This is a genomic window from Sphingobium sp. MI1205 (genome assembly GCF_001563285.1).
Classification (GTDB): Bacteria; Pseudomonadota; Alphaproteobacteria; order Sphingomonadales; family Sphingomonadaceae; genus Sphingobium.
Genome location: NZ_CP005189.1, coordinates 455,011 through 477,878, shown reverse-complemented (window position 1 = coordinate 477,878; position 22,868 = coordinate 455,011). Strand labels below are relative to the sequence as shown.

Here is a 22,868-nt window from a genome sequence, read left to right as displayed (position 1 = left end):
CGAAGAAGCGGGAGAAATAGGCGGGGTGCTTCCAGCAATGCGCGCTCGTCCAGCATGGCGGCGGGGGACAGGCCCGCGACCTGATGGATGCAGCACCGGGGCGCGGCCCCGGCTGGGACGGGCGCTGGCGCGGATATGGAAGGCGGAACGCTTTTCCTGGCAGTTGACGCCGTTGATGCACCGTTTCCCTGACAGCGATGCGTGGGATGCGGAGTGCGATGGCCGTGCGGTCAGGCGATATCAGCGGTGGCGCATCCGGGCGATGTCCCCAGAGGAAATGATCCGCGTGCCGTCCGGGTCGGTCAGTGCGGCTTCGACAAGCAGATGCGCGACGGTGATCGCCGGACTGATGCGGGCCGCAGGGGGGAGGATGGGGGCCGCGATGCGCAGCAGCCTTTCCATCGCCTGTTCCATCGGACGGTGTTCATCGCGCCGCCCGCCGAGCAGGCCGGGACGAACGACGGTGAGGGAAGGGAATCCGAGCCGGGATATTCCTGCTTCAACCTCGCCCTTTGTTCTTGAATAGAGCAGCGGGGAGCGCGGATTTGCGCCCATTGAGGAAGTAAGGGCGAAGCGGCGCGCACCCGCAGCTCGTGCGTGCCGGGCGATGGCCAGAACATAGTCACGATCGATTGCGCGAAAGGCGGCGGCCGAGCCGGCTTTCGCCCGCGTGGTCCCGATGGCGCAGACGACGCCATCGACGGCCCACCACGGCGCGTCGGACGGTAAGGCGTTGCTGTCGGTCAGCGGATTGTTCAGTTTCGGATGCGGCGGGAGGGGCCGGCGGGTGGGGGCGACAAGCTGGCTTACGCGATCGTCGGCCAGCATCAGGGCGAGCGCTTCGCCGCCGACCAGCCCCGTTGCGCCTGCGAGAAGGATTTTCGTCATGTCCGTCCCATAGCGCATGACAGGAGCAGGGATAAGTCGGCTGAGCCTGACCGGCTCGTCTCGCGCCGCGAAAGAGGGTGGCATCGACAAGGCGCAGGTCGCCCAGATCGGCTCCGCGCAGGCTGGATTTGATGAAGCTCGCCTGCCGGAAGTCGCATTTCCGAAGATCGGCCTGCGACAGGTCGATGCGGTTCACCGTCGTCCGGTAAAAAGAGAGGCCCGGCAGCTTGGCGTCGATCAGCAGCGTTTCATCGAGACGGAGGTTGATGGCGCGCAGGTCGGTCAGGTCAGCGCCGGCAAGCTTGCACTGTTCTAACGCGCGGCTTCCAGCGTCGCGCGTTTGAAGGACGCACTGTCGAAATCGCTGGCAAGGAAGGCAGCGTCGGCAAGATCGCATGCCGTCAGCTCCGCAACCGCCGCCCGGCATGATTGTCAGCGCGTGCGCTCCAGCGTGGCCCTGCTGAAATCCGCCTGCCGCGGATTGCAGCGGTCGAACGACCAATCTGACAGATCCACATAGGAAAAGCCCCCCTCCGCAAGGTCGCATTGGATCAGCGAATGGGGGCCTCCAAGGCGTTGGGGCGCCTCGCGGTCCAGCGTTTGATCGCGAAGGATCTGCCCGTTGGCGTCAGTTATCGCAATATTCCCAGCGGCCCGCATTGCAGGCGGCCACGGCGCGCCGCCATTCGGCCATGTCGCGCGCATGTTCGCGGCGCGCATTGGCATATCCATCGCCGCCGCTGCGCGCCTGGCGATAATCATTCATGATCCTGGCGTCGCGTTCGCGGACATAGGCCAGTTGCTGCTGGTTCATCCGCTTGATGATCGCCCGGTCGCGCGCCCGCGCCTGCGCGCTCTGCATCGACGGGTCGCGTGGGTCGTCCGCAAGCGCCGCCGATGGCGCAAGCGCGGCACAGGCCGCCAACACCGACATTGCCATACCGAACTTCATTGGCCGCACCCCCTGATCCCTTTGATCGAGCTATTCCCCGGCGGCTGGCGCGACGTCAATCGATTTGCGACGAGCGGCGGCAAGCCGGGGAATGCGGCCGTGCGCGCCGCCATTCTCGGTTTGGACGCGCCGTTCAGGGAGAGGGGGTACAGGAGAGATCATGGCTGATAATCCAGATAATTATCCCACCGCCCGCGATGCGTTGCGCGATATTGATCTGTCGGGCTATCGCATTGCCTCCTGAAACCCGGAGCATCTGGGCGCGCAGCTTGATATAGCTCTACCCGCACGCCATTCGGGCGCCCGCGGCGAAATGGGCACGGGTTTCTTCATGGACTGTCCCGCCCGCTTGAACGATGCGCGCCGCCCAGGCGTCGATGTCATCGACGTAAATGGAGAGATGTACGAGGCCATATTGCACCGTCGCGCGCCGCCGCGCGTTCCATCATCGGTATTTCAGAATCAGCTTCGTAGAGAACCGCGACCGGGGGAGCCAGCCTTCCCGTTCAGAACGGGACTTCGTCGCCCTGAAAATCGAAGAGCTTGCCGCTGTCGGGCGTCTTGAGCCCTTCGATCACGTCCAGCAGTTGCAGGGCAGCGCGTTCGACATCGAACAGGCGGCCATCGGGGACATTGGCCTGGAAGGGGCGTGACAGGGCGGTATTGACGGTGCCGGGATGCAGCGCCACGACGATCGCGCGGTCGTTGCGGCGGCGTTCCTCTATCGCGAGGGTGCGGACCAGCATGTTGAGCGCGGCCTTCGACGCGCGATAGCCGTGCCAGCCGCCGAGGCGGTTGTCGCCGATCGACCCCACCCGCGCCGACAGCGCCGCAAACACGGTTCGGCCCTGCCGGGGCATGATTGGCAGGAAACGCTTGGCGACAAGCGCTGGGCCGATGGCGTTGACGGCGTAAAGCTGCGCCAGCCAGTCGGGATCAAGATCGCGCAGGGCCTTTTCGGGGCCGCGTTCCCCGGCATGGAGCAGGCCCGTGGCGACGATCACCATGCTGGGCGCGGGGCCGGTGGCGACATGCGCGGCGGCGGCTGCGATGCTGGCTTCGTCGAGCAGGTCGAGATGCTGCGCGCCGTTTCGCGACCGTGCGAAGCCATGCACCACCGCAAAAGCGTCTTCCTCGATCAGCGCAGCCTCCAATGCTCCGCCGATCCCGCCGGATGCGCCGATGATGACGGCGGATGACGTGGCGGGCCCGCTCATATCCGGGTGAAGCGCCAGCGGTCCGCTTCGCTTTCATCGGCATCGAAGCGGTAGCCGTCGCTGTCGAAACCGCGCATCGCCTCTACGTCCGTAATGTGATGTTCGCACAGCCAGCGCGCCATCATGCCCCGCGCGCGCTTGGCGTTGAAGCTGACGAAACGGGGGCCGTTGGGGCCGGGTTCGCGAAAATCGACATCGATCACCCTTATGCCGGCCAGCCTGTCCTTGACGGCGGCGAAATATTCCTGGCTGGCGAGGTTGAGGATGACGCCCGATCCTTCTTCCGCCAACTGATCCCGGAGCAGTTGCGCGATCCGGTCGCCCCACCAGTCGGTCAGGCTTTTGTGACGCGGCGCCCAGCGCGTGCCCATTTCCAGGCGATAGGGGCGGATGGCGTCCAGCGGGCGCAGCAGGCCGTAAAGGCCCGACAGCATGCGGACATGATCCTGCGCGAAGGCGACACCCGCCTGATCGAGCGTGTCCACTTCGAAACCGGTATAGACGTCCCCGGCAAAGGCGAAGAGCGCGGGCCGTTCGGGCAGATCGTCAAAGTCGCGGAACCGATCGGCATTCAGCTTGGCGAGGCGCGAGGAGATATGCATCAGTTCCGACAGCCGTTTCTGCGTCAGATTGGCCGCCGAACGCGCAAGGGTGCGCGCTTCCTGCGCGAAATGCGGCGTCGATGCTTCGAGCGGGGGAAGCGGGCGCTCAAAGTCTAGCGTCTTGGCGGGGGAAAGCAGGGCGATCATGGCGGCGGCGGTAGCCTTAGCGGGGGCGGGCGTCAAACCGTCCGCGTGCCGGGGGATGCCTGCGGCGTCGCATCGGACCAAGGGAGCTAAGGCGCGCGAAAACTTTTCGGTCCGGCGCGTGCATGGCGCTTCTTTCAAGGAACCTTGGGCGGTGGTAATCGTCCCGCTTGCGCGACGTTCGCGGCCATTTGCTTTCCTGTTTTCCGATGCCCGGTTCGGGCACCCTTAACCTTTGTCAAAAGGATGATTGATGACGCTCTCGATCGCCGTGCATCTCGACTATGAATTGACGCGGCCGATGGACATCCTGCTTCAGCTGGAAGCCGCGCAGATTCCCGAGCAGGAGGTGGAGTCGCAGTCGCTGGACCTGTCGCCGTGCGCGCATGTGGCCAGCGTCGCGGCGCAGGACGGCGTGGGCGAGCGGATATGGGTGCGCGCCGAAGACAGGCTGATCGTCGATTATCGCGCGACGGTGGCCATCAACCGCATCCTGACGCCGTGCGGCCAGCTGGATCGTGTTCCGCTGCACCAGTTGCCGGGGGAAACGGTCCAATATCTGATGCCGTCGCGTTATTGCCCGGCCGATCGGTTCCATGACTTCGTGGATGGCACCTTCGCCGGGCTGGAAGGGGGCGCGATGGTTGTGGCGATGCGCGACTGGATACACGATCACCTGCGTTATGCGCCCGGATCAAGCAATAGCGACACGACGGCCGCCGACAGCTTCATCATGCGCAAGGGCGTATGCCGCGACTATGCCCATCTGTTGATCACCTTTGCCCGAGCGGAGGGCATCCCCGCGCGTATCGCCAGCGTTTACGCGCTGGGCGTCGATCCGCCCGATTTCCATGCGGTGGCGGAAGTGTTCCTGGGCGGCGAATGGCATCTGGTCGATCCGACCGGCATGGCGAGAGAGGCCGACATGGTGAAGATCGGCGTGGGGCGGGACGCCGCCGACGTCGCCTTTCTGACGGCGTTCGGCGAGGTGAAGTTCAACGCGCAATCGGTGACCGTCGAACGCGCGTGACGGCTGGCCAGGTTGCGTCGGCGGATCAAAATCGGAAGCTGAGCCAGGTTCCCAGGAAAGTGGCGTCGGTGTAGCCAGCGCGACGCAGCACCGTCCCCGCGCCGAGATATTCGGCGCGGGCGGTCAGCGTCAGGCGCGGCGCGATGCTGTAGATCAGTTGCGCGCGGGCAAGCCGGGCGACTGCCTTGCCCGCGACCAGTTCAGTGCCGACATAGGGGGCGTAGTTGGCGCGATAGACGGCGTCCTGCTGATCGTCGCGCCAGGTGAACTGATATTCCAGTGACGCGCGCAGATTTTTGGCGGGGTTGAATGTGACATTGGGCGCGACGGCGATCAGGTTCGTGGCGGTCAGGAACAGGCCGTAGCTGAAATAGACATTGTTGCCATAGGGGGCGTAGGCATTGCGCAGCGTGCCTTTGTCATATCCGCCGCCGCCGCTGCCATAATCCATGTGGATGCCGATCCGTGGAGCAGCCTTGTCCTCGCCCAGCCGCCAGTTCTGCGCGAAGAAAGCCTGCCATGCCTTGATCGGCCGGTCCTGAAACTCGCCATATTGATGCACCAGCGTCCAGTCGACGGCCAAGCGTCCCACATCGCCCCACAGCCGCGCACCGGCATAATGGCGGACCGCGGGCGCGACTATGCCGCCCCAGGTGCCGACACGATTGCGCCGCCGCCAGAGGAAGGGGTCGAAGAACAGCCTTGACCCGCCCAGCCAATGTTGGGGCAGGACGAAGCCAGCCGAAATGCCGCTGAACCGGCGGTTCTTGTCGGGCACGTCGTCGCCAAGGCCGCCATTGCCCAGATCGGTCGTTTCAAAGTCGAATATCGTCGCGCGCATCGTGGGGGTCCGCGCCCAGCCGCGCACGCCGTTGAGGACGAAGCGGATGGTGTTGTTGTCGCGCTGCGAGATCAGCAGGTTGGGGCCATCGGTAAATTCCTGGCGACCGTAGCGAACGCCGACATCGACACCAGCGACCCGGCCCGTGGCTTCGGCGAAATATTGCTGGCGCACGAAGCGGTTGTTGAGCGTGCCCGCCGGCGTCCCGATATTCTTTCCGTTGATGCTGCCATGCGCGACTTCTCCATAGAAGCGCAGATGGTCGCCCACATGCAGGTCGGCGCCAGCGACCAGCCGGACGATGTCCTGCCGTTGTTCCGGCCCCTCGATCAATTGCGGGTTGCTGGTGAGGTTCATGCGGACCCGCGCTTCTCCGCTGAGCGTAAGATAGATGTCTCCATCGTCGTCGAGCGGGAGATATTTCAGCCGGTCGAGAAAGTCGTCGCGCCTGGCCGGATCTCGATAGATGCTCCAGTCCTCCGCCCAGCGGGAGAGGTTGTAGCCGTTGATGGGGCCGTCGCCCCGCGCGGCGGCCGGATAGTCGGGCGCGGGGGTGTTCGCGAAGGCGGGCGTCGCACAGGCGAGCGCCGCCAATCCCAGGATTGGGCGTGGAGACATCATTTCCTCTCCGGCGGAGGGCGCTGTCCTCTTGGGGCGCGCCCTTCCTTGCTTATTTCAGGACGAGATCAGGCGGCAGCGAGCGTGGGGGCCGATTCCTGTTCGGGGTCTTCAGCCACGCGGCCAGCCAGCGCGTCGTCCAGCATCTGCCGGTCAAGCGCGCCTTCCCATCGGGCGACGACGATGGTCGCCACGGCATTGCCGATGAAGTTGGTAAGGCTGCGGCATTCGCTCATGAAGCGATCGACGCCCAGGATCAGTGCCATGCCCGCCACCGGCACGGTCGGCACGATGGAGAGCGTCGCCGCCAGGGTTATGAAGCCCGCGCCGGTCACGCCAGCTGCGCCCTTGGACGAAAGCATGGCGACCGCAAGCAGCAGGATTTCCTGCCAGAGGGTCAGCTCCACACCGGTCGCCTGCGCAATGAACAGCGCGGCGAGCGTCATGTAGATGTTGGTGCCGTCCAGGTTGAAGCTGTAGCCGGTCGGCACGACCAGCCCGACGACCGACTTTTCGCACCCGGCCCGCTCCATCTTGTCGATGAGGTTGGGCAGCGCCGCTTCCGACGAGGATGTGCCCAGCACCAGCAGCAGTTCGGCCCGCAGATAGCGCAGCAGGCGAAAGATCGAAAAGCCGCAAAGGCGCGCGACCGTGCCCAGCACGACGATCACGAACAGCAGGGAGGTAAGGTAGAAGGTCGCCACCAGCGCGCCCAGGTTCGCAAGGCTGCCGATACCATATTTGCCGATGGTGAAGGCAATGGCGCCGAATGCGCCGATGGGGGCGGCGCGCATCAGGATGGCCACCAGCCTGAACACGATCAGGCTGAGCCGCTCCATGAACTGCACGATCGGCTGGGCGGGTTCACCCACTAGGCTGATGGCGATGCCGAACAATATGGCGATCAGCAGGATCTGAAGGATGTTGCCGCTGGTAAACGCGCCGAGCAGCGTCGATGGAATGACGTCCAGCAGAAAGCCTGTCAGCGTCGATTCATGCGCCTTTGCCGCATAGTCGGCCACCGCGGCGCCGTCGAGCGTTGCGGGGTCGATATTCATGCCCGCACCGGGCTGAACCACGTTGGCGACGATCAGGCCGACGATCAGCGCCAATGTGGAGAAGGTCAGGAAATAGGCAAAGGCCTTGCCCGCGACCCGGCCCACCGATCCCAGTTCCTTCATGCCCGCGATGCCCGTGACGATCGTCAGGAAGATGACCGGCGCGATGATCATCTTCACCAGTTTGATGAACGCGTCGCCGAGCGGTTTGAGCGCTTCACCATGGGCGGGCCAGAAATGGCCCAGGATGGCGCCCGCCAGAATCGCGATCAGCACCTGCACATAGAGCTGCGACGTCCATCGCCGTTTGATGGATGGCGTCGGGCCGGAGGCGAAATTCTGGCTGATCATGCGACGCTCCATCTCCAAGGTCGGCTATGGCTACCAACGATTGTGCAGGGTCGCGCTTTCATGCGATGGAAACAATGGAGAAAGGATATTTTTATAACCAACTGTTGTTGAAGTATTTTTGATCGAAATACCGACAGCAGGGCCGCAAATCGGTGCGGCTTTCCACATCGCGGGATTATGGATTGTGTGATAATCCACACAAATGGCCGTCCGGCGATTCCCTTTCTGGTCGATGCTCATCCTGCTGGTGGTGGGCGTCGCGGCGTGCTGGGCCTTTGCGGTGCGTTACGAGGAGCAGGCGCGCCGGACGTTGATCGAGGACAAACGCGAGGACGTCAGTTCGCAGGCGCGCGCGCGCCTGAGGTTGCTGGAATCGGAGTTGCAGAAGTTCCGGCTGATCCCGGTCGTGCTGGGCGAATATTCCGACCTGCGCGATGCACTACGGTCTGGCCGCGCCGACATGGCGCTCAATGACAAGCTGGCGCTGCTGACGGGAAAGACGGGGGCGGCCGCCATCTTCATCCTGGATGCGACGGGGCGCACCATCGCCGCCTCCAATGCGCGCAATCCCGACAGTTTCGTGGGACAGAATTATGCCTTCCGTCCCTATTACCAGCTGGGCTGGCGCAGGGGTGGTGGCGAATATTTTGCGCTGGGCACCGTCAGCCGCCGTCCGGGCCTTTATCTTGCCCGGCGGGTCGATGGCCGGGATGGACCGATGGGCGTCATCGTCGTCAAGGTGGAGTTCGACGCGATCGAACGGGCATGGGCGGATGGGCGGACATGGACGTTCGTGGCGGACCATAATGGCATCCTGTTGCTAAGCAGCGATCCTGCGCGCCGGTTCCTGGCGCTAAAGCCGGTGTCACCCGCCCTGCGCCGCCAGATTCAGGACGCGCTGCAATTCGGTGGCGCGCCGCTGACGCCGGTGGGCCTGACCCTGAACGCGGATGGCAGCGCCCGTCTGCGCGGCGCGGGCGAGGCCATTGTCGCCGATCTGCCCGCCCCGGTTCCGGGATGGCGGCTTTACGAGGTCGCGCCGATCGGCGACGCGCTGGCGGCGGTGCGGCAGCGGACGCGGATCGCTACCATGCTATTCGCGATCTTCCTGGCGTTGCTGGGCGCGATCCTTGGGTGGTTCATGGCCCGCAGGCGGCGCGCCGTGCGGGATCGCGAAAGGCTGGAACGCGAAGTGGCGCTGCGGACCGAGGCGCTGGGCCATGAAATGGAGGCCCGCAGCCGCGCCGACCGGCGTTATCGCCAGGCGCGCGAAGAACTGGCCCATGCCAACCGGCTGGGCACTTTGGGCACGATTTCTGCCGGCGTGGCGCATGAGATCAACCAGCCTGTCGCCGCCATTCGCACCTTTGCGGAAAATGCCGGACTGTTCCTGGAGCGGCAAAAGCCCGAAACGGCCAGCGCCAACCTGCGCGAGATCGTCGCCATGACCGACCGGATCGGCAGCATCACCGCGCAACTGCGGCGCTTTGCCCGGCGCGGCGTGGGAGAGATCGGTCCCGTGCCGCTGGTGCAGGCGATGGAGGGCGTGCGCCTGTTGATCGCAGACCGTTTCCGGGGCGCGGGCGTCCGGCTGACCTTGCCCGATGTGGACCCCGGCGTGATGGTGCGCGCCGGGCGCGTCCGGTTGGAACAGGTGCTGATCAACCTTCTGAATAATGCGCTCGACGCCGTCAGCGGCGATGCGGACGCATGGGTCATGGTGACGCTGACCGACAGCGGGGACCGGCTGTGTCTCGACGTGCGGGACAGCGGGCCGGGCATCGATCCGGCGTTGCGCGACGATCTGTTCATGCCCTTCGCGACGTCAAAGCACGGCGGCCTTGGCCTTGGCCTCCACATCGCGCGGGACATCATGGTGGAGTTTGGCGGGGCGCTCGATCTGGTCGCTGGCGAACCGCATACGGTGTTTCGCATGACGTTGGTGAAGGCATGAGCGATACGCCGCATCTGCTGCTGATCGACGACGATGACGCGTTGCGCACCGCGCTGGCGCAGTCATTCGATCTGGCCGACCTGCCTGTCCGGTGCTTTGCCGATGCGGGGGAAGCGCTGGGGCAGCTCGACGCGAGCTTTGCGGGAGCCGTCATTTCCGACATTCGCATGCCGCGCATGGACGGGCAGGAGCTGTTTCGCCGTATCTCCGCTATCGACCACCAGATACCCGTGATCCTGATGACCGGGCATGGCGACATCGCGATGGCGGTGTCGGCGCTGAAGCAGGGCGCGTTCGACTTCATCGCCAAGCCCTTCGCCACCGATCACCTGATCGCGGCGGCGCGCCGTGCGCTGGAGATGCGGACGCTGGTGCTCGACAATCGGCGCTTGCGCGCCGCAGCCGACGAAGGCGCAGGGGGTGAACCATTGATCGGCGAAAGCGCCGCCATGGTGCGCCTGCGCGAACATATGCGGCAGATTGCCGACGCGGACGTCGATGTGTTGATCGAAGGGGAAACGGGGACAGGAAAGGAGCTTGTCGCGACCTTGCTGCACCGCTGGAGCCATCGGCGCGGGCGTCCCTTCGTCGCGATCAACTGCGCGGCCCTTCCCGACACGATCGCCGAAGCGGACCTGTTCGGGCAGGAGGGGCGCGCCCAGCTGACGCAATCCGGGCGCATCGCCCGCGCCCATCGCGGGACGCTGTTCCTCGACGAGATCGAAAGCAGTCCGGCGCGGTTGCAGGGGGCGCTGCTGCGCGTGCTGGAGGAACGAGAAATTCATCCGGTCGGCGCGGAGCAGCCGCAACCGCTGGACGTGCGGGTCATCGCCGCAGCGAAGCCCGGCATCGACAGCAGCGTTGCGGAGGGGCGGTTTCGCGCGGACCTGCTCTATCGGCTCGACATGGTGCGACTGCGCATTCCGCCCCTGCGCGACCGGCGCGAGGATATTCCATTATTATTTGGCTATCTGTTGCATCAGGCGGCCGACCAGCTGGGGCGGCAGGCGCCCGAAGTCGGCCCCGCCGTGCGGGCGAGGCTGACCACGCATGACTGGCCCGGCAATGTGCGCGAACTGGCCAATTACGCCAAGCGCATCCTGCTGGGCATGGAGGCCGACGATGTGGAGCAGGACGCCGGCCTGCCGCTCAGCCGACGGGTCGATCATTATGAGGCGTCCGTCATCCGTCAGGTGCTGGAGCGCGTAAAGGGCGACGCGCGGTCGGCGATGGCGGCGCTGCATCTGCCCCGCAAGACATTCTACGACAAGCTCAACCGCCATGGCATAGACATTGGCGACTATAGATAGACCGGCAGCGTGGCGTCGTCTGCCAGGCTTTCAGAACAACAGGCCCGCAATCGCAAAGGCGATGGGGGGCATGATGATCGCTGAGCGAGGGCGGTATGGCCACAAGAGTATCAGCGGCAATGCGGCTAGGGCCGAAACGCTGAACAGCCATGTGACGAGGCCGATCGGGATGGCCGCCGCGCCAAGGCTCCACATCATTGCCGATAGGGTCAAAAGACACACCGCCGTCCAGCGGCGCGACCTGACCGATCCCGGCAGCTTGATCCCGATGGTGTCGCGCGTGCCGTTCCCCAATGAAAGGCGCATGAGGGAAAAGGCGGAGCTTGCGATGGCGAGGCTGATGAAAAGCGCGCTGGTCATGCCGGTGTCGCCCGGCTGCGACGAAAGACAAGGCACGCGCCGGTAAGCAGGCCCATGCCGATGGCCAGCATCGTCAGGTCGCCGCCAGCGCGGATCCAGTCGCCCCGCATGGTCGTGACGGGCAGGCCGATGCCCACGATCCAGCTGGAGAGCGGCAGGGCGAGGGCGAGGAGGCCGCCGATCGCCAGCTGTTCTGTCCAGGCCGACGCGTAGGGCCGGATGCTCGCGTGACAGAGACAGGCAAGCCAGGACAAGAAATAGCAGCCCGCCAGCATCGACCTGCGGTCGAGCGCGTCCACTGGCACGATGCGCTCCGCCAGCAGATGGGCCGCGCAGGCGATGATGTTGCCCGCCACTGCCGCGACCGTGATTGTCCTTGCCATGGAGAGGAAGGGGGATGGCGTTGCCCGCCGGCCTTCGCGCTTGGTGATGAAAAGGACCAGCGCGGTGGCGACCATGCCCGCGCTCATCAGGCCAGTGGTGAAATAGAGCCAGCGCGCGGTTGCGCCGCCCCATTCGATGAAGTGCAGACCCGCCAGGAAGGATTGTGCATCCCGCGCCGGGGACCGTTTCGTCAGCACGCGCAGCGTCTTTCCCGACACACCGTCGAACGCGACGCGAGCGGGAAAGCTGGCGATGCGGTCGTCGCGCTGACGCCATATCTCGACAGCCGCATTGGCGCGGTCGGGATGGGTAATGTAGATGTTGACCGCGGGACCGCCGCCCCATGCGCTTTCCGCCCGCTTCACCAGAGGCATGAGGTTGGTCGTTCTGCGGGACGGGCCGGGGGCGGTCTGCACATCGGTATAGACGGACATGGCCGCATCGCGCTGATAGGCTTTGCTGTCGCCAGCGTAAAGCATGGCGACCCCGGCGGGGATATAAGCATAATAGACGAGGACAAGGCCGGTATAGGCCATCATCATGTGAAAGGGCAGCGGCAGCACCGACAGGATATTGTGCATGTCCATCCATGCGCGCTGGCGCGACGCGCGCGGACGAAAGGTGAAGAAGTCGCGGAAGATGCGCTTGTGGATAATGATGCCGCTGATGCAGGCGGCGAGCATCGCAAGGCCCGCCGCGCCGACGATCAGGAAGCCGACCGGGCTGTCCGACCGGCTGATCCCCAACGTATAATGATAACGCATGAAGAAAAAGCCCGCGTCCATGTCACGCGGGATCTGCGCGCCCGATTGCGGGTCGAGCCTGTGAGTGGTCGCCTTGCCGTCGCTGTCCGTCCAGACGAGGCGCAGGATCGGTTCGCGCGGCGTCGGGATGACGATGCGCCACCGCTTCGCGTCCGGGGCGTGACGCGTCAGATAATTGCGCCCCATTTCGACGGCATGAGCGCGGTCGATATGGATCGGCGCGCGGACTTCCGGTGCGGCCCACAGATTGAGTTCGGTGTAGAAAGCCGCAAGCGATCCGGTCAGCAGGATACCGAACAGCACCCATCCGAAAAGCAGGCCCAGCCAGGTGTGAAGCCATGCCATGGATTGCCGCAAAGCGTCCTTCATCACATGACTCCCAGGATGGTGACGGCGGGCAGCGCCGTCGCGCCTGCAATCTCCAGCCAGAGACGCGTGACGCTGCGAATGGCGAAGCTGCGCAGAATGATGCCGACGAACAGCAGGAAGGCGGCATTGGTGGCGAGGATATTGGCGTCCACCTTGTCCATGGGCAGGATCAGCACGAGCGCGCTGATCCAGGCGTAGCAGACCGCATAGGCCCCGATGCTGGCCGCCAGTACGCGCGGGAGGACCGCGCGCCATGCCGTTTTCGCTGCCTTCCTGCGCGCCATGGGATCAGAACCGCTGGTCGAATGTCAGCGCGATGCTGCGCGGCTCGCCCAGCACCCATTGCGAGGTGGAATAGCTGTTCTGGACATAGAGCGTGTCGAACAGGTTGCGCAGGTTGAGCGTGACGCTCGTCCTTTTCCCGATGTCATATCGGGCCGACGCGTCCACCAACGTGTAGGACGGTATCCGCCGCGTGTTTGCAGCGTCGGAATAGCGTTCGCCGACATGGCGCAGTCCGGCGTCGAAATGCAGCGGATCGATCGGTCCCCAGGACAGCCAGAGGTTCGCCGCCTTTTCCGCCACGCCGATGGGCATGTTGCCGTCCCGGCTGACAAGATCGGTCCCGACCAGTTCGGCGAAGTCGTCATATTTCGCCTTCAGGATCGTGCCGTTGGCCAGGATGTTGAGCTGCTTCGTTACGGCGAGGCCGAACGACGCCTCCACGCCGTAGGAGGATTGCTGGCCTACCTGCACCGACAGGGTGGGATCATTGGCCGAACGGGTCAGGATCTTTTTCTTCACGATCCTGTAGCCCGACAGGGTGAATTCGCCCCTGCCGCCAAGGAAGGTCGTCTTGACGCCTGCTTCCCACTGCTTTCCGGTCGACAGGTCGAAATCGGTCTGCGCCAGCGACGCCGTCAGCAATGCCGTCACCGGGTCGGCGGCGGCGGAATACTGGGCATAGAGGGACAGACTTTCGGCCGGTTGATAAACCAGACCCGCGCGCCAACTGGTGCTGGGATAGGTCGCGCGATAGTCCATCGTCGGATCGAGCGCGTCGTGACGTTTGGTCAGCGGGCGATCATGCCGCAGGCCGGTTACCAGCGACAGGCTGTCGGTGAAGGACAGGCGGCTTTCGCCGAACAGGGCGAACTGTTCGACATCGGTATGATATTTGTAGCGCGTGCCGAATGCGCCATCCAGAAAGACGCCGGGCTTATGGTCATAGGGGTCGATCAGGTCGGACTGGCTGTTGGGTGAACTGTCGGCGCGTTCCAGCCTGCCGACATTATATTCGCCGCCAAGGCTGAACCGGTGATCGAGGCCGAACAGCTTATGCTGATAGACGGCGTTGGTCCGGTTGCCCAACTGTTTGGTATCGTAGAAAATCTCCAGATAGCTGGAACGCCGGATCTGGTCCCCCGTCCAGGCATAGCTTTCCGCATTGCGCCAATGTTTGAACCCGGTCAGATAGTAAGTGACGTTGGTGATCGTCAGGTCGTCCGATGGGCTCCATTCGATCTTCGCCTGGGTCCATGCGTCGTCGAAGCGCAGGCTGCGGTCGGCGATATTATAATTCTTCCGCGCAATGTCGCGCACCAGCTTTCCGTCGCGCAGCGGCGTGCCGTACCAGACGGTCGGGTCGGTATCGGCGCGGTCATGGCTCAGCGTCAGCACCAGATTGTCTGTCGGCTGGTAGCGGAGCGCCGCAGAGAGGGCGAGGCTGCGCGAACGGCCCCGGTCCATCCAGCCGCCGGAGCGGTTATAGCTCGCGTCGATGCGGTAGGAGAACTGGTCGTTGATCGGCCCGCCAACGCCCCCGGCGGCGGCATAGGTGTCGAACGACCCGGCGCTCAGGCGGACCTCGCCTTCCATCCCTTCGGTGTTCGGCTGCTTGCGCACGACGTTGATCGCGCCGCCGATCCCGCCTTCGCCATAGAGGACCGACGCCGCGCCACGCAGCACCTCGACCCGCTCGGCCATCCACGGATCGGCCGAGAAGGTCTGCGTCGTCGTGGTATAGACGCGCATCCCGTCATAGAGCTGCATCACCGAGGTATAGCCGGTGAAACCGCGCGAACTGAGCGAGAAGCCGAAGGCCGATGTGTTGTTGATGATGCCGGGCGCACGCGCCGCCGCCGCGACGACCGTGCGGTCGCCCAGGCTGCGGATCATATCTTTCGTGATGACATCCACGCTGGCGGGCGTCTGCATGGGGGTAAGGCCGAGGCGGCTGGATGCTTCGGCAGGCTGGGCGAGTTGCAGCACGCCAGCCTTTTGCGCGGTGACGACGATGCTGTCGGCATCGGTTGGCGCGTCATCGGCGGCATGGACCGGCATGGCCAGCGCCAGCGCGAGGATGGACGCGCCAGCAGGCAGCAGGCGGCGAGCGGACAATAGGATGCGGTTCAAATGTCATTCCCCCGTTCGTGAATGCCGCCGCCTGCTCGGTCGTCGGCATGAGCTTCAAGTTACGAACGGTAGGTTCCGCATCGGCAACGTACCGAAACGGTTGCGACGCCGGAGGGCGGGCGCGCGAACGCGACCACCGGAGGCCCGGCGTTGCGGCCCCTGCCGCTCGTGCGTCGCTCAGACGGAGTTCACCGTGCCCCGGCCATCCCCTGGACCAAAGCAAGAGCGACCAGACGCCGGCAGGTCTCCTGGCTCACGGGTCATCACGTCGATGCACGGCCTTCCCAGGCCTCGCAGGATTTAGCGTCCGGCCCAGTGGCTGGCGGCATGGGCGCTGTGCCCGCCGCGCATGTACATCGCGCTCACCGCTTACAGTTGCAGGGACAGCCCCGGATTCAGGCAGCGTCCGCCACCTTCACCGCGTTCCCTATTAAGCCCCTTTCGGGACACCGGCGCGATCTGTGTCCGGTTTCCCGGACGGCCGACCCGATACAGCGGACGGCATGGCACTGCAAGAGGCGGGGAGGGGAAGGAGATGTCCGGGGCCTTTCCCCCGTTGTTCATGTCGATGCCATTAGACAAAGCCTTTGCGGCTTATGGTAGCGGCGTCACGCCTGCGACGTCGAAGTCCACGGATTTTTTTTTTTGCCGTAGTGCAGGCGGTGGTGCCGCACATGCGCGATCAGGGCGGCGGCAGTTTCGTGACGTTTGGATCGGCCGGGCATGGCTGGTGGCCCGCCCGCGACCGCATGTGGGTCGCCGTCAAGGCATCGAACGAACAATTGGTAAAGGGCGTCGCCAAGGAAGAGGGCCGTTACCGCATCCGCGCCAGTGCCGTGCTGGTCGGTGTGATCGACGCGAGCCAGCTGCACGAACTCATCGAGCTTGGCCAGATCGACCAGCGGTGGGTGGACAATACCTATCGCCTGCTGTGCTTGAAACGCTGGTGCACGGCAGAGGAAATCGGCCATGCCTGCGTGTTATTCGCTTCAGAGGAAGCTGCCTATGTGACCGGCCAGCATATTTCGGTTTTGGGCGGCTTCCGCGTTTAAACCAACGAGGCAGGCGACCCTGACAAGCGTCATGCGCAAGTCAGGGCCGCCAGCCGTCATGCAGCGAACTGGTTCATCGTGTTGTGCGCGCCGCCTGCCTTCAGCGCCGCTTCGCCCGCGAAATATTCCTTGTGATCATCGCCAATGTCGGAACCCGACATATTCTGATGCTTCACACAGGCGATGCCCTGGCGGATTTCCTTCCGCTGCACCCCGGCGACATAACCCAGCATTCCGGCATCGCCGAAATATTCCTTGGCGAGATTGTCGGTGCTGAGCGCCGCCGTATGATAGGTAGGCAGCGTGATCAGATGGTGGAAGATACCGGCGCGCGCCGCCGCATCCCTCTGGAAGGTGCGGATCTTCTCATCAGCTTCGGCAGCCAGTTCCGACTGGTCATAATCGACGCTCATCAGCTTTGCGCGGTCATAAGCGGCGACGTCCCGGCCTTCTTCGACCCAGCGGTCATAGACCTGCTGGCGGAAGTTGAGGGTCCAGTTGAAGGATGGCGAGTTGTTATACACCAGCTTCGCGTTGGGGACGACTTCCCGGATGCGATCGACCATCGACGCGATCTGTTCGATATGCGGCTTTTCGGTTTCGATCCACAACAGGTCGGCACCATTCTGCAAGGACGTGATGCAGTCGAGGACGCAGCGGTCCGCGCCCGTGCCTTCCCGGAACTGATAGAGGTTTGAAGGCAAGCGCTTGGGACGCATCATCTGCCCGTCGCGCACGATCAGCACGTCGCCATCCTTCGCCGTGTCGGTGGTCACCGGCTCGCAATCAAGGAAGCTGTTATACTGGTCGCCCAGGTCGCCCTTCTCACGAACGAAGGCGATCTGCTTGGTCAGCCCCGCGCCCAGCGAGTCCGTGCGAGCGACGATGATGCCGTCCTCGACACCCAGCTCCAGGAAGGCGTAGCGGCACGCACGGATCTTCGCCAGGAAGTCCTCATGCGGCACGGTGACCTTGCCGTCCTGATGCCCGCACTGCTTTTCGTCGGACACCTGATTTTCGATCTGAAGCGCGCAGGCGCCTGCTTCGATCATCTTCTTGGCCAGCAGATAAGTCGCCTCAGCGTTGCCGAAACCCGCGTCGATATCCGCGATGATCGGCACGACATGCGATTCGTAATTTTCGATGGCGTGGGAAAGGCGCTGGGCCTCGACCTCGTTCCCGGTTTCGCGCGCCTTGTCGAGGTCACGGAACATCATGCCAAGCTCGCGGGCGTCCGCCTGCTTCAGGAATGTGTAAAGCTCGCTGATGAGCGCGGGTACGCTGGTTTTCTCGTGCATCGACTGGTCGGGAAGCGGGCCAAATTCACTGCGCAGCGCTGCGACCATCCATCCCGAAAGATAGAGATACTTGCCCTTGGTCGATCCGAAATGCTTCTTGATGCTGATCAGCTTCTGCTGGCCAATGAAGCCGTGCCAGCAGCCGAGCGACTGCGTGTAGGCCGCCGGGTCGGCATCATAGGCCGCCATGTCCTGCCGCATGATGGCGGCGGTATAGCGGGCGATGTCCAGCCCGGTGCGGAACCGGTTCTGCAACTGCATGCGCACGACGGCTTCCGCGTCAATCGCGCTCCAGGGCGCGCCATTATTCTCGATCATCTCCGCCGCCGCAGCGACCTCACCCTGATAGGTCATTTACCATTCCTTCGTTTCAATTGGAGGCGCACCCCCTCAGGCGGAAGCACCCGCTTCCGCCTTCATCCTGTCTTCATTCCGCTTTGACCGTTCAGGCCTTCTCGCTCGGCGCCACCCGTCCCAGCCGGTGATAGAGATGGGCGAACTTGATCGATTCGGGCTTGTCCCTGATCTCGCTCAGATAATGGCCGACAGCCTCGCGGAGCAGCGAGAAGTCCTCTGTCGAAAAAACCGCGCGAGCGCGTGGCTGTTCATTATTCATGTCTGCGGCTCCTCATGCCTCAATCGCCTGTGAAAGGCTATGGAGCGGTAGTGACGCATCTTCACCGACAGCGGAACAGCTATAAGGGCTGTAAAGTCACAATTGACATTGATATGTTTGTGAAGATTTGACAGAGTGTCTTTCATGAAGATGCCCGTCGACCGCAAACTCTACCTCGGACCCAAATTGCGGCTGCTTCGCCGCGAACTGGGCCTCAATCAATCGCAGATGGCTGAGGAACTGGGCGTAAGCCCCAGCTACCTCAATCATCTGGAGCGCAACCAGCGGCCCCTTTCCGCCCAGATGCTGCTGCGGTTCGCGCAGACCTATGACATCGACATTCGTGAATTTGTGTCAGGAAGCCAACCGGACACGGCTGGCGGTCTCATGGAAATCTTTGCCGATACACTTGTCCGCGACATCGGCGTCCCGCGCGACGAGGTGAATGAAATTGCCGAGAATTATCCCGGCGCGACCGAAGCGATCACGCGGCTCTATCGCGCGATTACCGATCTGCGGCGTCTACCAGAGGCGATCAACCAGATTGGCGGCCATTCCCGCACCGGCACCGCTCTCGATTGGCTGCGTGATTTCGTGCATGAAAACAGCAATCACTTTGCCTCGCTCGACAGCGCCGCGGAAAAGCTGGCCGATGCACTGCCCGATGAGCCTGCCGAACTGTTCGTCGCCCTGCGGCAGCGGCTGGAGCGGGACCATGGAATCTCCACCCGCATCATGAATGACAAGGCGATGGCGGGCGGACGGCGATTCTACGATTTCCACAGGCGGCGGCTCATGATCTCCGATCGGCTGCCGGGGTCTGGCCGCCTCTTCGCGGTAGGCTTCCAGACCAGCATGATGGAAATGGCGCAGCCCATTGCGGAGATCATCGAACGAGCCGCGCCCGACAACGAAGCCCGTCCCTTGCTGCGCACCATGCTGACCAACTATGCGACCGCTTCGCTGATCATGCCCTATGGCCGGTTCCTGAAGGCGGCGGAGGAAAGCCGCTATGACATGGACCTGCTGCAACGCCGCTTCGGCGCGTCCTATGAACAGGCCGCGCACAGGCTGACGACCCTGGCGCGCAGCGGGGATCGGGGCCTGCCCTTCTTCCTTCTGAAGGTCGACATTGCCGGCACCATATCCAAACGCTTCGCGGGCGAGGGCATGCCGCTGGCGCAATTTGGCGGAGGATGCCCGCGCTGGGCCGCGTGGCGCGTCTTTCACACGCCGGAAAGAAGCGTGGCGGAGATTGTCGAAATGCCGGATGGAGAGCGTTATGTCACCTTCTCGCGCACGGTCCCGCATTCGCTTGATCCGCAAGCCAGGTCCGTGCAGGCGATCGCCCTTGGCTGTGACGTGAAACATGCGCCCCGTCTCGTCGCGGCGGACCTGCTTTCCGATCAGCCCAACCCTATCGGTCCCGCCTGCCATGTCTGCCCGCGCGAAGCCTGCCCGGATCGCGCCCTGCCGCCGATCACCCGCTCCCTCGCCATCAGCCAGTATCAGAGAGGCGCGACACCCTATCCTTTCCAGCAAGTGTGATCGGGGGCTAGCCTTACTCGCCGGTCAGCTCCGCGATATGGGCGGCCAGATCGGCCTGCCGGAACGGTTTGACCAGACGGACCAGATCCGCCACCACGCCTTCGGCTTCGGCATGGCCCTAAACGAGCAGAACCGGCAGATTGGGCCACCGGCCGCGCAGGTCCATCGCCAGATCGCCGCCTGACCTGCCGGGCATCAGATGGTCGGTAACGATCAGGTCCGGGGTCAGGCCATGAACCATGCTGAGGCCAAGCCCCGTGCCCTTGCCGATGCCCTTGGTTGCGTAGAAAGGGTCGATTGCGCGCGGAGCCGCTTCGGCTCGGACACCGCCGTGCCGACAAATGGCTCCCCGCTTTCACACACCTTGTCCAGCAGTTCGTAATAGCCCTGCCCTTCCAATTCCGGCAGGGCATCGCGAGCGGGCTTGCCGATGACATCGCCCCGACCGCTCCGTCTCCTATCCCAGTTTAGGCAGTCTGCGACGGCATTACCGGACCGCCCAGTTCGATGGCCTTCCGGTACGCCGGGCGCGCCTGCAAGCGAGACAGATATGCCGATAGATTGGGGTTGGCGTCGGCCAGCCCCGCCCCGTCCGCCAGCGCGACGAGATAGGCGAGTTGAATGTCCGCGATCGTGAAGTCGTCCCCCATCAACCATGGACCATCGCCGACACCCGCCGCGATATAGGCAAGGGTCTTATGCAGTTCCGGCTCGACAAAAGCGGCCAGATTTTCCTGCAACCCGCCAAACATGCCGCCGATCAGTGTCAGCATGACCGGCATTGCCGCAGATCCTTCGACATAGTGCAGCCATTCATCGTGCATTACTCGCGCATGGGTGCCGACTGGCGGGGCCAGGCGGCCGTCGCCATACCGGTCGTTCAAATAGGCGAGGATCGCGCCCGACTCCGCGATCACCAGTCCGTCATCCTCGATAACCGGCGCCTTGCCCAGCGGATGCACGGCTGACAGTTCAGGCGGCGCGCGGAAGGAAGGCGTGCGTTGGTGCACCTTCAGGTCATAGGGAATGTCCAATTCTTCCAGCGCCCAAAGGACGCGGGTGGATCGGGAAAATACGAGGTGGTGGAGCGTAATCACCGGAAATCCTTTCGGCCAAACGCCGACGCGCCATTTCCTGGCCCGACGACTGTCCAACGATAGCGGCTACGCCCTGAATGTCGAACGGGAAGGATTATGCGCTGGAAAAGAACCGGCCTGCCGCGCGGCCGCTGTCAATCCTGCCGGGCGGCGAGCCAGATTGTGTGGGTCAGGTCGTCGCCATCGACGATTGCGGGGACGCTGATCTCTTCCACAGCGAAGCGCGCCTGTTCCAGACGACCGACGAATTCATCATCGGGATAGGCCGACCAGATCGCCAATATGCCTCCGGGCTTCAATGCGGCATGCGCAGCGCGCAGGCCCCAGTTGCAGTAAAGGCGTTCGTTGGCGATGTGGATCAATCCATCGGGGCCATTGTCGACATCCAGCAGGATCGCATCAAATGCGCCGTCCGCCCTGTCGATGACGTCATGGACGTCCGCCATTGCAACGGTGACGCGGGGGTCGGCAAGATAGTCGTGGAAAAGATGCGCCAGCGTGCCATTGGCCCAATCTACTATTTCCGGCAGCAATTCGGCGACGGTTATCGTCGCCGTGACCGGCAGGGATCGCAGCGCAGCGCCCAGCGTAAAGCCCATGCCCAGTCCGCCGATGAGGATATGGCTATCGGGTCGGGACAGCCGCCCGCAGACAAGGGTCGCGAGCGCTTCTTCGGAATGACGGACCTGGTTGCCCATCAGTTCATTGTCACCGAAGCGGATCGAATAATCGTCCCCACGGCGAAGCAGTTGCAGCCGCCCGCCGTCAGGAAGATGCGCCGTGCCGATCAACTCGACCGGGATTGCCGCGCGGTCGTCGGGCGTCGCTAACATGCGCAAATGTCCATTGTTGCCGCCAAGCGGAAGCCATCGTCGGGCGAAAATAACCGGCGGTCAGGCCGCCAGCCATTCACTTGGTGGCATATTGACCGGGTTCAGCCTTGAATGCATCGCGCGCAAAGTTGCGCACGGCTGTCGCAGTCTTGAATATTTCATCCTGCAGATGAGAGGTAACAAGCGGATACCCTTGAGAATTATAGCGGGTTTCCCGGACTGTGAGCCGGAAATTACCATCCTCATCCTTGGTGATCAAATAGGGACGGATTACTTCTCGGCTCATGACTACTCCTGAATTCTATCAAAGGGGCGGCAGCAAAAAGGCGCTGCCGCAATGTTTGGATCAGCCCAGCATTGCCGCGACGATCCGTTTCAATTCGCTCGTCGACAGGGTCGCTGACCGGGTCGGGGATACAGATCTACCCTGTTCGTTGCAGCTGGACCGGCGGTCGCCGACATGTTTGTTCATAGTGGTAACGATATTCATTCTTAGTCCTCGCGGCTCATGCCGCATTCAATTTCAATAGTCTGTGATTGAACCAGCGCCGCGATACAGGATCGGGATAATCTTCCCCTTCTTGCGTCGGATAGGCGCATATTCATTTCGATGCCGGCGGCGTGTATCAATTGAACGCGCTCTTGCCTGGCATCACCTGGCCTCCACGAGGCCGTCGTTTCAACATATGGCGTGCGGTGCATTTCTTCAATCGGTTGCACTTCGCAAAGCCTTGGGCCGGGAGAGACCATATGGCCCTCCCCCGGCACGATCGTCAGGCTGCCTGAAGGTTGACCGCCGACATTTTGCCGCGCTGATCCTTTTCCAGCTCGTACGAAACGCGCTGGTCCTTTTCGAGCGTACGCATGCCAGCGCGCTCAACGACGGAAATATGCACGAAGGCATCGTTGCCGCCGGTTTCGGGAGCGATGAAGCCATAGCCCTTGTCGGCATTGAAGAATTTAACGGTTCCAGTGATCATGTTCGGTCTCCTTGTCACAAGTCTGCGGGAACGCGCGACGTCGCGCATCCCGGCTTAAAAGAGGCAATATGGGGACAGGGGAGAGCCGAAGCGGCCCGATATCCGTCAAAACGCGACGTTCAGCGGGATCGTGATAGCACAGTTACATCAAAATGCAAAATCGCGGCGGAAAGAGGCATGCCGATCC

General features: G+C 63.4%; 24 protein-coding genes, 1 pseudogene and 1 riboswitch. Of the genes and pseudogenes, 6 read left to right on the top strand and 19 right to left on the bottom strand.

Going from position 1 to position 22,868, the window contains the following annotated elements; translation table 11 throughout:
* Positions 1–240: 240 nt before the first annotated feature.
* From K663_RS18730 to yaaA, 6 genes and pseudogenes are all read right to left on the bottom strand, one after another.
* Positions 241–888 carry an NAD-dependent dehydratase gene (locus K663_RS18730; protein ID WP_062121668.1) on the bottom strand — a complete coding sequence of 216 codons (648 nt, stop codon included), beginning with the start codon at positions 886–888 and terminating at the stop codon, positions 241–243.
* 142 nt (positions 889–1,030) lie between these two features.
* Positions 1,031–1,285: pseudogene (locus K663_RS25160) on the bottom strand (pentapeptide repeat-containing protein); the annotation flags it as partial.
* A gap of 231 nt (positions 1,286–1,516) precedes the next feature.
* Positions 1,517–1,840 (bottom strand): hypothetical protein, encoded by a 324-nt coding sequence (locus tag K663_RS18715; protein WP_062121565.1) that lies wholly within the window; start codon positions 1,838–1,840, stop codon positions 1,517–1,519.
* A 280-nt stretch (positions 1,841–2,120) separates the two neighbouring features.
* Positions 2,121–2,261 (bottom strand): VOC family protein, encoded by a 141-nt coding sequence (locus tag K663_RS25325; RefSeq protein WP_158511234.1) that lies wholly within the window; start codon positions 2,259–2,261, stop codon positions 2,121–2,123.
* 85 nt (positions 2,262–2,346) lie between these two features.
* Positions 2,347–3,057: an SDR family NAD(P)-dependent oxidoreductase gene (locus K663_RS18710; protein ID WP_062121564.1), complete on the bottom strand. Its 711-nt coding sequence runs from the start codon at positions 3,055–3,057 to the stop codon at positions 2,347–2,349.
* Positions 3,054–3,806: a peroxide stress protein YaaA gene (gene yaaA, locus K663_RS18705; protein ID WP_062121563.1), complete on the bottom strand. Its 753-nt coding sequence runs from the start codon at positions 3,804–3,806 to the stop codon at positions 3,054–3,056. The genes K663_RS18710 and yaaA overlap by 4 nt, the downstream gene beginning before the upstream one ends.
* A gap of 250 nt (positions 3,807–4,056) precedes the next feature.
* On the opposite strand from yaaA, the gene K663_RS18700 reads away from it, so the two are divergent.
* The gene (locus tag K663_RS18700) at positions 4,057–4,833 is read left to right on the top strand and encodes a transglutaminase-like domain-containing protein (protein WP_062121562.1); all 777 of its coding nucleotides are present in this window, start codon (positions 4,057–4,059) and stop codon (positions 4,831–4,833) included.
* A gap of 25 nt (positions 4,834–4,858) precedes the next feature.
* Here K663_RS18700 and K663_RS18695 read toward each other — a convergent pair whose 3' ends face one another.
* Together K663_RS18695 and K663_RS18690 are read right to left on the bottom strand one after the other, a co-directional pair.
* Positions 4,859–6,295, bottom strand: a complete 1,437-nt coding sequence (locus K663_RS18695; protein WP_062121561.1) for an alginate export family protein — start codon at positions 6,293–6,295, stop codon at positions 4,859–4,861.
* Positions 6,296–6,360: 65 nt separating this feature from the next.
* Positions 6,361–7,701: a dicarboxylate/amino acid:cation symporter gene (locus K663_RS18690; RefSeq protein WP_083536044.1), complete on the bottom strand. Its 1,341-nt coding sequence runs from the start codon at positions 7,699–7,701 to the stop codon at positions 6,361–6,363.
* Between the two features lie 202 nt (positions 7,702–7,903).
* On the opposite strand from K663_RS18690, the gene K663_RS18685 reads away from it, so the two are divergent.
* Both K663_RS18685 and K663_RS18680 read left to right on the top strand, forming a co-directional pair.
* A complete protein-coding gene (locus tag K663_RS18685; RefSeq protein WP_062121560.1) occupies positions 7,904–9,655 on the top strand; it encodes a sensor histidine kinase in 1,752 nt (583 codons plus the stop codon).
* Positions 9,652–10,965 (top strand): sigma-54-dependent transcriptional regulator, encoded by a 1,314-nt coding sequence (locus K663_RS18680; RefSeq protein ID WP_062121559.1) that lies wholly within the window; start codon positions 9,652–9,654, stop codon positions 10,963–10,965. Before K663_RS18685 ends, K663_RS18680 begins: the two co-directional genes overlap by 4 nt.
* A gap of 30 nt (positions 10,966–10,995) precedes the next feature.
* On the opposite strand, the gene K663_RS24455 is transcribed toward K663_RS18680, so the two are convergent.
* From K663_RS24455 to K663_RS18660, 4 genes are read right to left on the bottom strand one after another with little or no spacing between them, the layout of a single operon-like run.
* A complete protein-coding gene (locus tag K663_RS24455) occupies positions 10,996–11,325 on the bottom strand; it encodes a DUF3325 family protein (protein WP_062121558.1) in 330 nt (109 codons plus the stop codon).
* Positions 11,322–12,842, bottom strand: coding sequence for a PepSY-associated TM helix domain-containing protein (locus tag K663_RS18670; protein ID WP_062121557.1), 1,521 nt, complete (start codon positions 12,840–12,842; stop codon positions 11,322–11,324). Before K663_RS18670 ends, K663_RS24455 begins: the two co-directional genes overlap by 4 nt.
* On the bottom strand, positions 12,842–13,126 hold the full coding sequence (locus tag K663_RS24450) for a hypothetical protein (protein WP_062121556.1): 285 nt from the start codon (positions 13,124–13,126) through the stop codon (positions 12,842–12,844). Before K663_RS24450 ends, K663_RS18670 begins: the two co-directional genes overlap by 1 nt.
* Before the next feature lie 4 nt (positions 13,127–13,130).
* The gene (locus K663_RS18660; protein WP_062121555.1) at positions 13,131–15,257 is read right to left on the bottom strand and encodes a TonB-dependent receptor; all 2,127 of its coding nucleotides are present in this window, start codon (positions 15,255–15,257) and stop codon (positions 13,131–13,133) included.
* Positions 15,258–15,478: 221 nt separating this feature from the next.
* A riboswitch (cobalamin riboswitch) is annotated at positions 15,479–15,726 on the bottom strand.
* A 205-nt stretch (positions 15,727–15,931) separates the two neighbouring features.
* On the opposite strand from K663_RS18660, the gene K663_RS18655 reads away from it, so the two are divergent.
* Complete coding sequence (locus K663_RS18655) at positions 15,932–16,309, top strand: SDR family NAD(P)-dependent oxidoreductase (protein ID WP_062121554.1); 378 nt, start codon at positions 15,932–15,934, stop codon at positions 16,307–16,309.
* Positions 16,310–16,365: 56 nt separating this feature from the next.
* Here the strand turns inward: K663_RS18655 and K663_RS18650 are convergent, their stop codons facing one another.
* Together K663_RS18650 and K663_RS24700 are read right to left on the bottom strand one after the other, a co-directional pair.
* Positions 16,366–17,961 carry an isocitrate lyase gene (locus tag K663_RS18650; protein WP_062121553.1) on the bottom strand — a complete coding sequence of 532 codons (1,596 nt, stop codon included), beginning with the start codon at positions 17,959–17,961 and terminating at the stop codon, positions 16,366–16,368.
* Between the two features lie 91 nt (positions 17,962–18,052).
* Complete coding sequence (locus K663_RS24700) at positions 18,053–18,223, bottom strand: hypothetical protein (RefSeq protein WP_201026710.1); 171 nt, start codon at positions 18,221–18,223, stop codon at positions 18,053–18,055.
* A gap of 144 nt (positions 18,224–18,367) precedes the next feature.
* Between K663_RS24700 and K663_RS18645 the strand changes: the two genes are divergently transcribed.
* Together K663_RS18645 and K663_RS25155 are read left to right on the top strand one after the other, a co-directional pair.
* The gene (locus K663_RS18645) at positions 18,368–19,771 is read left to right on the top strand and encodes a helix-turn-helix domain-containing protein (protein WP_062121552.1); all 1,404 of its coding nucleotides are present in this window, start codon (positions 18,368–18,370) and stop codon (positions 19,769–19,771) included.
* 37 nt (positions 19,772–19,808) lie between these two features.
* Complete coding sequence (locus K663_RS25155; protein ID WP_158511231.1) at positions 19,809–19,955, top strand: hypothetical protein; 147 nt, start codon at positions 19,809–19,811, stop codon at positions 19,953–19,955.
* 283 nt (positions 19,956–20,238) lie between these two features.
* On the opposite strand, the gene K663_RS18640 is transcribed toward K663_RS25155, so the two are convergent.
* The 5 genes from K663_RS18640 to K663_RS18625 form a co-directional block, all read right to left on the bottom strand.
* On the bottom strand, positions 20,239–20,868 hold the full coding sequence (locus K663_RS18640; protein ID WP_062121551.1) for a glutathione S-transferase family protein: 630 nt from the start codon (positions 20,866–20,868) through the stop codon (positions 20,239–20,241).
* Between the two features lie 134 nt (positions 20,869–21,002).
* A complete protein-coding gene (locus K663_RS18635; protein ID WP_062121550.1) occupies positions 21,003–21,701 on the bottom strand; it encodes a spermidine synthase in 699 nt (232 codons plus the stop codon).
* 76 nt (positions 21,702–21,777) lie between these two features.
* Positions 21,778–21,987 carry a hypothetical protein gene (locus K663_RS18630; RefSeq protein ID WP_062121549.1) on the bottom strand — a complete coding sequence of 70 codons (210 nt, stop codon included), beginning with the start codon at positions 21,985–21,987 and terminating at the stop codon, positions 21,778–21,780.
* A gap of 60 nt (positions 21,988–22,047) precedes the next feature.
* Complete coding sequence (locus K663_RS24960; protein ID WP_235589587.1) at positions 22,048–22,191, bottom strand: hypothetical protein; 144 nt, start codon at positions 22,189–22,191, stop codon at positions 22,048–22,050.
* A 283-nt stretch (positions 22,192–22,474) separates the two neighbouring features.
* Positions 22,475–22,681, bottom strand: coding sequence for a cold-shock protein (locus K663_RS18625; RefSeq protein WP_037468133.1), 207 nt, complete (start codon positions 22,679–22,681; stop codon positions 22,475–22,477).
* Positions 22,682–22,868 lie beyond the last annotated feature (187 nt).